This window comes from Dolichospermum sp. UHCC 0260, from assembly GCF_009711985.1.
Classification (GTDB): domain Bacteria; phylum Cyanobacteriota; class Cyanobacteriia; order Cyanobacteriales; family Nostocaceae; genus Dolichospermum; species Dolichospermum lemmermannii.
In genome coordinates, this window is the sequence record NZ_VIKZ01000006.1 from 59,928 (window position 1) to 72,576 (window position 12,649).

The window sequence follows — 12,649 nt, forward strand, 5'->3', positions numbered from 1 at the left end:
CCACTCCCCACTCCCCAATTCCTATGGCTATCTTATCATCATTATTTAGTATAAAAAAAAATACACGCACAGTTGGACGTGGTGTCCAATCCACATTTGTAATTTTATTCACATTATTAATGTTATCTGGTATCGGCGCTAGATTAATATATTTACAAATTATCGAAGGAAAAAACCACCGCATCCGCGCAGAATCTAATCGGATTCGGATTATTTCCAAACAACCAGAAAGAGGTAATATTTTTGACCGAAATGGTAAATTATTAGCCAGCACCCGTTATCCCCGATCTGTATATTTGTGGCCAATGGCACATACCAAACCCTCCTGGCCGGTAGTTGGTCCACGTCTAGCCAAAATTCTCGACACCTCCCCAGAAGAGATCGAGAAAACACTTGAACAATCTGCTGTTAATCATTCTTCACTAATTCGCATCGCTCGCAATTTAAACGAAGCACAGGTAACAGCCTTAAAAGAGTATGAAAATGAACTACCAGGAGTAGAAATAAATACTGAAGCGGTGCGTTATTATCCTCATGGTCAAGAGTTGGCTCATATACTTGGCTACACCCGTGAAGTTACCGCTAAACAGTTGGAAAAAAAGAAAGCTGAAGGCTACAGATTAGGAGATGTCATGGGTCAAATGGGAGTAGAAAAAGCGTATGAAAAATTGTTAAGAGGTGAATGGGGAGGGCAGCAAATAGAAGTAGATGGTAGCGGTAGACCTCTACGAATATTGGGAAGCAAACAAGCGAAAGCTGGTAATGATCTGCACTTGACCATAGATTTAGATATACAAATGGCAGCAGAAAAAGCTTTAGGTAAACGCAATGGCGCAATAGTCGCCATTGACCCTAAAAATGGGGCTATCTTAGCCATGGTATCTCATCCCACCTTTGACCCCAATATCTTTTCTAAACAAAAACTTTCTCAAAAAGATTGGGAAACTGTCCAAGGTTCTGAACATCCTTTAGTCAATCGTGCCATTAGTGTCTTTCCTCCAGCCAGTACCTTTAAAATCGTCACCACAACCGCTGCACTAGAATCAGGTAAATTTTCTCCTGATACGGTATTACAAACCTACGGTTCTTTAACTATTGGTGGGACTACCTTTGGTGAATGGAATCATGCTGGTTTTGGACCATTGGGTTTTGTAGGAGCGATGCAGTGGAGTAGCGATACCTTCTTTTATCAAATTGGTAAGCGAGTCGGTGGACCAACATTGATCGAATGGACTCGTAAATATGGATTTGGTCAAAAAACCGGCTTTGAATTTACTACAGAAGAGTCCAAGGGTTTAGTTCCCGATGAAAATTGGAAACAGAAAACATGGAAGATACCTTGGAGTGTCGGTGACACTGTGAATATGTCCATTGGCCAAGGGGCTTTACAAGCTACACCTTTACAAGTCGCAGTCATGTTTGCTGTCCCGGCTAATGGTGGTTATCGCGTCCAACCCCATGTGTTGAAAGATAATGAAGAAGCTAGAAGCTGGAGAGAATCATTAAATCTCAAGCCCACAACTGTCAAAATTTTGCGTGAAGGATTACGAAAGGTGGTTAGTGAAGGTACAGGTAAGGTCTTAAATGTCCCCTCTCTTCCCCCGGTAGCCGGTAAGAGTGGGACGGCTGAAGCTTGGAAGAAAAGAGTTAAAGAAAATCACGCTTGGTTTGGGGCTTATGCACCTGCGGATAAGCCAGAAATTTTAGTGGTGGCCTTTGCTGAACATTCCGGTGGTGGTGGTGGTAGTGTTGCAGCACCCATGATTTTAGAAGTAATGGAAAAACATTTTGCTCGAAAATAGGTGATTGTTAAAAACACAAAAAAATACCCTGAAATTATCTCCAGGGTACATATACGTTTTTCAGGCATTAATGAATTTAAGACTACTCAACCTCAAAAAATATTTCTACTACCTAAAGTAGAGTTATCAGAAAATAGGCTGAAAACCCCGGAATTGACACCTAAAAATCCAAAAAGTTTTTAGGCATCCTTGATGATTAGCGGGCAAGATGCCCGCACTACCAAAAACTCGTCAAAATAAATTTGACAGACTAAGTAGGTGAACGGAAAAAACCGTAGACGCGGAGCGGCTTCTCGAAGAGTAATATGTAACGAAAAGTAAAGTTGCTCAAAACCTCTTATCTGTTTCCCGTTCCCCGTTCCCCGTTGCCTCTGAATTTGATTTTGCTTCCAAATTTTCCAGCCGGCTTTTCAATTCCTGATTTTGCTGTTTAATTTGATTAAGTTCCTCACGTAATTGCTTCAAGGTTTTGTCTGTGCCAATATTCTTTTGCACTTTACTCACTTCCTCTTCAGCATAGCGACGAACACGGCCATCTGCGGTTTGATTGGCTAAAGATTGCAAAATACCAATGGCTTTGGGAGTTTCCATTTGTCCCAAGGCTGTTAAAACCGCTACCTGAGTTAAAAAGAAAGTCTCTCTAGCAATTTCCGCTAATCGGTCTAAAATTCGTTCGATATTAGCGGGAGTTTGACCAGTGGAAATTTTGCCAACAGCGCGAATTGCACCAAGACGTAATGGTTGCGGTATCCCAGCTTTCGTGTATTCCAGTAATAAACTTAAAGCTGCTTCTGAGGATTTGAATTCAGCTAAACCAGCCACAGCCCCACTGCGGACAACTTCATTCCAACCAGCCCGTTCTTCTAAAACAGATTTGAGTAACTTGATTACCTTGTCTTCATGGGGTTTATCTTCCAAATGTGCCGCTGCTATAGCCGCAATAGTCCGACAAGCCGCAGCTTCTACATAGTAGCTGGCATCCCCATGTTGGACAACACTCTTTACAGCTTTATAACTATTATGAGTTTTAATTCGCGCTAAAGAACTAATCACAGCCTGCCGCACAAAGGGACTAGGATCATCTAATCCAGCTACTAAACCATCAAAAGCTTGATCTAATTGAATTTCTGCCAATTCCTTAGCAACTTCGACCCGCACACCCCAAAAAGGCTCATTTTTCAAAGCTGAGGATAGGGCTAAAGTCGCTTCCAATCCGCCTTTTTTCGCTAAAGCTTCCGCAGCATAAATGCGAGAAATGGGATGAGGATCAAATTCTAATTGGGCTTTTAATTCGGAAATTGGAAATTCTAACTTGACTGTTTTTAAGTAATTATTGCCCACATCAAAGCTAATAAAATCAGGCTTTTGTGTTAGTGGAAAGTAAAAACTTTGTTCTTTTTCATGTACCCGAACTGTAAAAGTTGTGAGTTGGGAATTTTCTTTATATCCAAAACCAATGGGAATCCTGAGATTAAATAAATCCTTACTATCGGCTGTGGCTTGGGTTTGGGTGACTGTCACCTTCGCTAAATTTGCGTCACCATCCCAGGCATAAGCTACTTTAAAATCAGGATGACCACCACGATAGACATATTGATCAAACAGGAAAGCCAAATTTCGTCCTGTGGCTTTTTCAATTGCTCTTAATAAGTCTATGGTTTCGACAGTGTTGTGGGCGTTGTCTTGAACAAATGTTTGGACTGCTTGCCAAAATAATTCATCGCCCAATTCTGCCCGAATCATGTGATAAACACAAGATCCTTTTTCATAAATGTGGCGGTCATAAAGTTCAATTGCTTCCCGGTAAACATGAGTTACCATGGGTCTGCGGTAGCGACTGCTATCTTCACTTAAATAACTACACGCTTCCTTTAACCGATAATATGCGGCTTCTTGGTCGCCATATTCCCGTTGGGTCCACATTACCTCTGAATAGGAAGCCATGCCTTCCTTAATCCAAGCATGGGACCAATGTTTAATTACCACCAAATCCCCAAACCATTGGTGTGCAAGTTCGTGGACAACTAAACTTTCGGTATTACGATTATCTAATATTGCTCGTTCGTCTAGTAAACATCGGTCACTTAATAGAGTTGTGGAAGTATTTTCCATGCCTCCAAAAATAAAGTCATCTACGCAAACTTGAGCATATTTGGGGAAAGCGTAAGGATAACCATACTTTTCACTGAGAAATTCAATCATTTGGGGAGTTTTGCCCATGCTGCGTTGAGCATCTGCTTCTCGTCCCTTTTCGACGTAGTAGGTAACGGGTTTATCATGCCACTCGTCCCGAATTTCCGCAAAATCACCAACGGCTAAGGTCATCAAGTAGGTAGGATGAACTTGTTGTTGTGACCAATGGTAGGTTTTGTATTTTGCCTCCTCTACGGTGTCAATTAGTTCACCGTTGGAGATAGCTACTAAGGGATTGGGAACACGAACGCGAATTTCTGAAGTTGATAATTGTCCAGGGTAGTCGAAACAGGGAAACCAGTAGCGAGAATCTTCGTCTTCTCCTTGTGTCCAGACTTGGGTCGGTTTGTGGGGGTAGTGTTTGTTTGGTTGAATAAAGTAAATGCCCCGTTGGGGTTTTTCGGCGGCGTAGGCGATCGCAATTAACAAGCGATGACCAATTTCAGTGGGTTGTGACAGGTAGATACCAAGTTTTTCGCCATCATATTCAAATTTTTGCTCAACTGCGTTTACTTGTACAGCGGTGATCTTCAGATTTACCGCATCCAAAGTCAATCTATCAATCCCATTCCGCACTGGTAATAGGCGAATACTACAAGTTCCGTAGCAACTTTGGTTAGGGATATCCAAACTCAGATCCAGAAAAATATGTTCTACCTGTCCAGGTCGGTCAGGGTTATAGTGTGGTTTTGCCCCTGGTAACTCAAAACGTTTGTGTCCGGTTTTTTCGGTATCAAAATAAAACTGCAACATTTATTATTTCTAGCCTTCTAATTCTAAAAGATTTAATGGGATGTAAATCATACAAGTAAAGAAGTGTAGCGTAGTATGACATTTTTTGATCAGCAAACTCTTCCCTACCTTGATTCAAGAGAATCTTGATCCGTGATCATTTGTTATTGAGTACAAATACTACTAATTTTCCATATAGATTAGTTTTAGAATAACTTGGAGATGAGAAATTGACTATTGTTTTCACAGGAATAAGATATCATTTGCGGATTCAGCCTTAACCATAATGGAGTATTATTTAGACCCAATTACAACTTTTTGGTGAGCATAAACCGTTAATTATATCAGTAATTACCGTAAAATTAGCGGAAATTAGGGATAAAAAAAGGATTTAAACATCAAAATCTCTGGGAATTATGTTTTTTCACCACTTGATTGTAAACTGTCTCTAACCGCGAGGTATTTTCACCCTTTTATACTCAATATGCGATATTTACTGATATCAACTCAGTTGACAAAATCCCCAAAATATACTTGTTTTTCATGGGTTCTCCATTAGATAAAATCCTCTGTCTACCAATGATCATTGCGTAGATTCTGCAATAAAATTTACAACAACAAGGAGCATTTACCAATGTCTGAAAAGAAATCATCATTTTTAATCCCTATAATCGGTACTGCTGTAATTATAGCAGGAGGCATAGCAGCTTATATGTATCTAAAGGGTGGTGGTGATAGTTCTAGTCCTTTAGGTAGTGCTAAATTAGTACCTGCAACTGCTCTAATGGCAACTTATATTGACACTAATCCTGAATCCTGGCATAAGTTACAGCAGTTTGGTACACCGGAAGCGCAGAAATTACTGGCCAAAGAATTCCAGAGTTTCAACCAACAAATGTTGAATGATCATAAAATTTCTTACGAAGCAGATATCAAACCTTGGGTTGGTGGGGTGATGATTGCGGTACTACCACCAGATGCAAAAAAAGTATCCGAGAATAACTTTCCCACCTCCGAAGCCCCAAATTATTTGTTAGTGGTAGGGATTAAAGATAAAATAGCTGCTTTGAAATTTGCCAATAAGTTGAAAGACCAAAAAAACGTCAAAATTCAGGAATCGGACTACAAAGGTCAAAAAATTATCGAATCTACTGGTCAAGGTCAACCGACTTATGTAACAGTTTTGAATAATGACCATTTGCTGTTTACATCCAATAAACAATCTGTAGAAAAAGCGATTGATACCTATAAAGGCGAACCTTCTTTTGCAAGTAAAGAAGGGGCAAATGATATTCTTAGCAAAGGTGTGGATGTTAAAAACAGTTTAGCGCAAATTTATGTTCCTGATTATGCCAATATGGTAAAACAATTAACTGCTTTCAATCCTCAATCTAAACAATTACCTCCACAAACCCTCGCGCAAATTAAGCAAGTCAAATCACTGACAGCAGGTGTGGGCATAGATGATGGCGGATTAAGATTAAAAGCAATTGTGAATTTAGATCCCCAACTGAATAAATTTGAATATCAAACTACTCCCGCCAAAATTGTGGGACAATTCCCCAGTGAAACTTTGGCTTTAGCTAGTGGACAAGGTATTAGTAAAAGTTGGCAAACTTTTGTGGAACAATCTAAAGATTATCCGGAATTAAATCAAGGAATTCAACAAGCGCGGACTCAACTAAAAGTCCTGCAAATTGATTTAGATAAAGATATTTTTGGCTGGATGAATGGAGAGTTTGGTTTAGGTGCAATTCAATCTAATCAAGGTTTATTAGCTAATACCGGTTTTGGAGGTGCGCTAGTATTAGATACGAGCGATCGCAAAACTGCTGAAGCCACTTTCACTAAACTCGATAATTTTGCCAAACAGCAACGGCTGAATGTCGCTCAAAGAACCATTGGCGGTAAAAATGTCACAGAATGGCAAATTCCCCAACAAGGCGCTCTAGTGGCACATGGTTGGCTTAATGATAATACGGCATTTCTGGCTATTGGTGGACCCGTTGCGGAAACACTAGCAGATCGCAAAGGTGCAGCACTTGATCAAAGTGATACTTTTAAAACTGTTACAGGTTCTTTACAAAAACCCAATGGTGGTTATTTCTATTTAGATATGGAAAAAACCAAAACCATAATTGAGCGTTTATCCGCTCAAAGTCAACCTTTACCTGCGGACGCTACTGCTATTCTCGATTCTCTTCGTGGTATTGGTGTGACTGTTAATAGTCCTAGTAAATCTCTGACTCAAATGGAGATGTTGTTATCTCTTAAATCTGGTAAAGGGAAATAATATTCTTTTTTGAATTTTTTTCACGCAGAGACGCACAAGGCACAGAGAGTAGTTTGTAGGGTGCGTCAGACCCGATAATTTGGTAAAAAACAGATATCTTCTCTCTGACGCACCTTATTTACTGGAATCAGATTTCTAGTCAAAATAGACTTTACGATTCCTTAGACATAATTCTCACAAATACATATAATATATGTATGCAAGTTGAATGGAATCCTGAAAAAGCTAAAAGCAATTTACAAAAACACGGAGTCAGTTTTTCTGATGCTGAGGCCGTCTTGTTCGATCCTTATGCACTTTCTTTTGAAGATCAATCAGCACAAGGTGAACAACGATTTATTATTATGGGGATGGATCACCTTTGGCGGTTGCTAGTAGTAGTCTATACCTATCGAGGTGATAACATTCGCTTAATTTCTGCCCGTCCTGCTACTCCTAAGGAGAGACGTGAATATGAAACCGGAATATGATTTTGATCAAGCTAAACGGGGTGCGATTATCCCACAACAAGGTAAAACTCGTATTACCATCTATATTGATGATGATATTTTGGAAGCGTTTAGACAAAAAGGAGACGCTGAAGGGAAAGGTTATCAAACAATGATGAACCAAGCGTTACGAGAATATCTTGATCAAGCCAAACCCCCCTTAGATGAAGATACACTACGCCGAGTCTTTCAAGAAGAACTGCGGGCTGTAACTGTTGTTAGTTAAGTTTATTATTAATTGAACGCGGATAAATGCAGATAAACGCAGATAAACGCAGATTTTTATGATTCTGTACAGTTTCATATAAAATTGTGATTATTCCATGACGGCTAATACAGATTTTGGTAAGAGTTTTTCTTTAAACCAAATTATTCTTGCGGGAACGTTATCTAGTTTGACTCCGGCTTTTTCTAGGTTCAATCTTTCGGAAATTGCTAAGATCAAATTATCACAATTTGCCTTTCTTACTTGAGCAAATTTCTTTTGTAAATATTCTGGTCGCCAATAACCGACAATTTCTAAGATAAACACCCGTCCGTCTGGATGAACTAGCCGAAAATCGGGAATCATCACACTACCAGGAATGGGAATTAAATCTACTTCTCGTTCTAAGATCCAACCACTTTTTAAGGCATCCCATTTACTCGCAAAGGATTCTTCTAACATACTATCATAGGGTTTACCTGGGGGATAATGGGATACTAATCCACATTCTGAATTGAGGGTGAATCGTCCGGTTTTCCATTCGTTTGTATAAGAATCACGGGTTTTTAAGGTTGCTGATAAACTCCATTTGGTGACATGAAGTAAAGCCGGAATTAGTTTGGCTATGGCTAAACCGTAGCGGGTGCTGGGAGTAAATAAACTGGTAGGACCATCCACACTAATTGTAAAACCATGATCAGCATCACCTTCAATATAAGCCATTAGTTGAAATAGCTTTAAATAACGAAATAAGAGTTTATATTCTCCGGGAACATTGCGATGTGCATTTAATACTAATTGACTAGCTTTATAAAAAACTCCTTGGACTTGAGATAAATTATAACGATGTAAAACTTCTTCTGGTTTAGGTGCATCAAAAGCAGTTAAAATTTTATTTTCTGATAAATCAGCATAAAGTCCATTTTTTATTTGAGCAGGTAAAACTTCTTGGTTGAGTTCTTGACTTAAATCATCAGCAATTTTATTTAAAATAATATCAGTTGATTCTCGACTAGCAACGGATTTTGCTGCTAATGCAAATACTTTTGCTCTTAACATGGGAGGTTCGAGGGGACTAACTACTTCAAATGTACAAAAACCACTTTTCAGAATATAAGCTAAACCCCGTTTCATGCGGTAATCTGTGGTATCTCCTTCAAAGTCTGCTAACTGACGTTCTAATAATCCTTGAGTTTTTCCGACTGCTTCCTGAAAAAAGCTAATTAATTCAGTTGCTAGATTCAAATGTTTTTGATCAAGTTTCAGTCTTTTTGGGATAATTTCTTCGCCGTTTTGGCGGTGTATCAGTAGGTCTGTTGGTAACATCTTTCTTTTCGGTTGAATAATTAATTTCTAACTGTTCTGCTGCTTTTAAATCGCTTTTCTTTTCACTACTATAAACAACTTGTAAATTTGCTCTTTGCGGTTTTTCTTCCTGACTATTATTTTCTCCTCTGCGTCTGGCTGAAGTTCCTTCTTCGCTGGTATCTTCGGCTATGACTTCATATAAAATTGCCTGTTTATTTTCTATATTACCTTTGCGTAAAATCCTCCCTAAACGTTGAATATATTCCCTGGTTGAACCTGTTCCTGATAAAATAATGGCAATACTAGCTGCGGGGACATCTACACCTTCATTTAAGACATTAGAAGCAACTAAAGTATTATATTCACCTGATTTAAATTTAGTTAGGATTTCATGTCTTTCTTTGACTGGTGTTTGATGAGTAATCGCGGGAATTAATAAGTCTTGAGAAATGCGGTAAACTGTGGCATTGTCAGCGGTAAAAATTAAAATTCTTTCGGGATAATGGGTGGCTAATAAGTCTACAAGTACCCGGATTTTACCATCTGTGCCTAAAGCGATTTCTTTGGCTTGACGATGTGATAACATTGCCCTACGTCCAGGTTGAGAACGCGCACTCATTTGCACAAACATTTGCCAACCTTGGAGACTTCCTAAAGATATTTTTGATTGCTTTAAAAAATCATTGCGAGTTTGAATTAACTGATTATATTTTTCCCGTTCTAATTGGGATAATTTAACCTTAATTTGCACAATTTCATGAGCAGCTAAAGCTTTTCCTGCTAAATCTTCAGCGCATTTGCGATAAACTTCTTTACCAATGAGGATATCTAAATCAGCGTGTTTACCATCTGTGCGTTCTGGGGTTGCGGACAGTCCTAGCCGATAGGGAGCGATCGCATATTCCGCAATAACTCTGTTAAAATCTGTAGGTAAATGGTGACATTCATCAAAAATTATTAAGGCATATTTATTACCCAAACTTTCTGCGTGAATAGCCGCACTATCATAGGTAGCAACTAAAATTGCGGTTCTATCCCGCGAACCACCCCCCAGTAAACCTACTTCCCCGTCAGGAAAAGCCGCTACTAAGTGAGCATACCACTGGTGCATTAAGTCCAAGGTGGGGACGACAATTAACGTGGTGCGCGGTGTGGCTTGCATCGCCATTTGGGCTAAATAGGTCTTACCCGCTGCTGTCGGTAGCACAACTACCCCCTGTCGTCCTGCGAGTTTCCAAGCCGCTAACGCCTCATTTTGGTGAGGATAGGGAGTCATTTCTAAACTGGCAACCAACTCTAAGGGATAAAAAGCCTTGGCTTGATCAATAAAATCTGTGCCTTCAGCTTGGAGTGCTTCAACTAAGGAACGGTATCTAATTGCCGGAATACGGAATTTTTCAATTCTATCATCCCAAATTGCATAATCTATCCAAGTTTTACTGCGTGGTGGTGGGTGTAAAATTAACGTGCCACGATCAAAAGTTAAAGTCGGGTGACGAGCCATTTATTTTCTCTCAATCCAGTTACACTGATGTAACTACTCATAACGCAAAACGGGGATTGAGAGACTGCACAGAATAATAATCATCCATATTTATCTGCGTTTATCTGCGTTTATCTGCGGTCAATTATTCTTGATATTGTATTCTATGCAGCTTCATATTAATTTGGTTTTAGATGTTCTTAATGCCAGGCGCGATCATACTGCTTGGGGACTGATACAGGTTGGCGTATTTGCTTTGCAGCCCGCCTTGCCCAGTAAGGATCACGTAACATTTCTCGACCGATTAACACCATGTCTGCTTGTCCAGTGCGAAGGATCTGATCGGCTTGTGCCGGTTCTGTAATCATGCCCACTGCTCCGGTAGCGATTTTAGCTTCGCGGCGAAGGCGATCGCTAAAGGCAGTTTGATAACCAGCACCAAGGACAAATTTCTCTCCAGGTACAATTCCCCCTGATGAGCAATCTATTAAATCAACACCCAGGGATTTTAAAATATGACAGAGGGTAATACTTTGCTCAATATCCCAACCATCACTAATCCAATCAATGGCAGAAATCCGCACCCACAGCGGCATCTGATCTGGTAAAATGTTTCGCACGGCTTGAACTACTTCACATAAAAACCGAATCCGATTTTCAAAACTGCCACCGTATTCATCTGTCCGCTGATTGCTCAGTGGAGACATAAATTCATGCAACAAGTAACCATGAGCCGCGTGAATTTCAATTAAGTTAAATCCGGCTGCTAGGGAACGTTGAGCCGCATTTACAAATGATGCAATCAGTTCTTTAATATCTTCAATACTCAATGCTTTGGGAGCAGGACTTTCTAACCTAAAGGGAATAGCACTGGGAGCGATTGGAGTCCATCCTCCTTCAGATTCAGAAAGCTCTCCACCTCCATCCCAAGGTGCTGTGGTACTAGCTTTTCGACCGGCATGAGCAAGCTGAATCCCAGCTACAGCCCCATGATGATGTAGTGACTCGACAATTTTCGCCAGCATTTCAATGTGGGCATCTTGCCAAATTCCCAAATCTTGCGGTGTAATCCGTCCTTGTGGCTCAATTGCCGCTGCTTCCGTCATAATCAGCCCTGCACCTCCCACAGCACGACTGACAAGGTGAACGAGATGCCAGTCATTTGCAAAGCCATTTTCGCTGGAATACTGGCACATGGGTGACACCGCAATGCGATTGGGAAAGTTAACACTGCGTTGATTTAATGGCTCAAATAAATGCGGCATAATTGAATGTCCTGCGGATACCTGTAAAAGATTATTATAGGGTGACTCGATCCGGTTAAAATAACTGTTAGAACGTTTATTATTAAATATTTTACCTGCGGTAATTGCTAAACAATTAAAACATCAACCTACAACTATTGCTTGTCGGGTGATACGGTGAATACAGCCAGTAGAATGGAATCTCACGGTATACCTGATCATATCCAGATTTGTGAAGCTACCTATCAGATATTAAAAGATAAGTATTTGTTGGAAAAAAGGGGTTTAATTAAAATTAAATGTAAAGGGGAAATGATGACTTATTTATTACATGGAAGGAAGATATAATCCAGCAGAAGTCAGGAGTAAAAGTTTTTGTGCCTCTAATACTGACAATAGAAGTATTTTTACAGTATATTTGTTATTGAGGATGTTACTAACAACGTTACCACAGGTGAAAGGTTGATTCGATGGTGAATTTAGACTCCAGCACTATTAATGAATTAGTGGAAATACTCAGACCGTTTTTAGAATCTGAGAGAGAACGTCAATCTTTCTTAAAATTACTCACGGTTGGCAATTTAATGACGAACAACAAGAAAAGCTAGAAAAATATCACTACGCAAGTAGTTTACTAGTACATTGCCTAAAAAGTGCTAATGTTACCTCAGAATTCAAGAAGGAAATTGAAGAAGCTATGTTAGTACCTATCAATGAAATTGAAAAATGTAAACTTGAAATAATATGGAACAATTTGCAAGTTAGCAAAACGCAAAGCAGAAAATCAAAATATCCTGATTTTCCTGTCTCCTTGCTTTTAACTTCTGACTCCTGAATTTTTTTAAAGACTATTCATTATCTATATTATTTGGCAAAAACTTATTAATCAAAACTTGCAAAT

General features: G+C 39.5%; 10 protein-coding genes. 6 read left to right on the forward strand and 4 right to left on the reverse strand.

The genetic code is table 11. The annotated features are described in order from the left end of the window. Positions 1 to 23: 23 nt before the first annotated feature. Positions 24 to 1,802, forward strand: a complete 1,779-nt coding sequence (gene mrdA, locus FJR08_RS04185) for a penicillin-binding protein 2 (RefSeq protein ID WP_168632259.1) — start codon at positions 24 to 26, stop codon at positions 1,800 to 1,802. Positions 1,803 to 2,129: 327 nt separating this feature from the next. Here mrdA and FJR08_RS04190 read toward each other — a convergent pair whose 3' ends face one another. Then, positions 2,130 to 4,748, reverse strand: a complete 2,619-nt coding sequence (locus tag FJR08_RS04190) for a M1 family metallopeptidase (RefSeq protein WP_168632260.1) — start codon at positions 4,746 to 4,748, stop codon at positions 2,130 to 2,132. A 613-nt stretch (positions 4,749 to 5,361) separates the two neighbouring features. Here FJR08_RS04190 and FJR08_RS04195 point away from each other — a divergent pair. From FJR08_RS04195 to FJR08_RS04205, 3 genes are all read left to right on the forward strand, one after another. After that, a complete protein-coding gene (locus tag FJR08_RS04195) occupies positions 5,362 to 7,020 on the forward strand; it encodes a DUF3352 domain-containing protein (protein WP_168632261.1) in 1,659 nt (552 codons plus the stop codon). A 197-nt stretch (positions 7,021 to 7,217) separates the two neighbouring features. After that, entirely contained in the window at positions 7,218 to 7,490 is a 273-nt protein-coding gene (locus tag FJR08_RS04200) for a BrnT family toxin (RefSeq protein ID WP_168495787.1), read from the forward strand. Beyond that, the gene (locus tag FJR08_RS04205; RefSeq protein ID WP_148761391.1) at positions 7,474 to 7,734 is read left to right on the forward strand and encodes a BrnA antitoxin family protein; all 261 of its coding nucleotides are present in this window, start codon (positions 7,474 to 7,476) and stop codon (positions 7,732 to 7,734) included. Before FJR08_RS04200 ends, FJR08_RS04205 begins: the two co-directional genes overlap by 17 nt. A 90-nt stretch (positions 7,735 to 7,824) precedes the next feature. Here the strand turns inward: FJR08_RS04205 and FJR08_RS04210 are convergent, their stop codons facing one another. From FJR08_RS04210 to FJR08_RS04220, 3 genes are all read right to left on the reverse strand, one after another. Then, complete coding sequence (locus FJR08_RS04210; RefSeq protein WP_168632262.1) at positions 7,825 to 9,039, reverse strand: DUF790 family protein; 1,215 nt, start codon at positions 9,037 to 9,039, stop codon at positions 7,825 to 7,827. Further along, a complete protein-coding gene (locus tag FJR08_RS04215; RefSeq protein WP_168632263.1) occupies positions 8,969 to 10,525 on the reverse strand; it encodes a DEAD/DEAH box helicase in 1,557 nt (518 codons plus the stop codon). The genes FJR08_RS04210 and FJR08_RS04215 overlap by 71 nt, the downstream gene beginning before the upstream one ends. 179 nt (positions 10,526 to 10,704) lie before the next feature. Then, complete coding sequence (locus tag FJR08_RS04220; RefSeq protein ID WP_168632264.1) at positions 10,705 to 11,769, reverse strand: NADH:flavin oxidoreductase/NADH oxidase; 1,065 nt, start codon at positions 11,767 to 11,769, stop codon at positions 10,705 to 10,707. 114 nt (positions 11,770 to 11,883) lie between these two features. Between FJR08_RS04220 and FJR08_RS04225 the strand changes: the two genes are divergently transcribed. Continuing rightward, entirely contained in the window at positions 11,884 to 12,096 is a 213-nt protein-coding gene (locus tag FJR08_RS04225) for an adenylate/guanylate cyclase domain-containing protein (protein WP_168632306.1), read from the forward strand. A 214-nt stretch (positions 12,097 to 12,310) separates the two neighbouring features. Continuing rightward, positions 12,311 to 12,583: a hypothetical protein gene (locus FJR08_RS24170; protein ID WP_371415539.1), complete on the forward strand. Its 273-nt coding sequence runs from the start codon at positions 12,311 to 12,313 to the stop codon at positions 12,581 to 12,583. Positions 12,584 to 12,649: the final 66 nt, after the last annotated feature.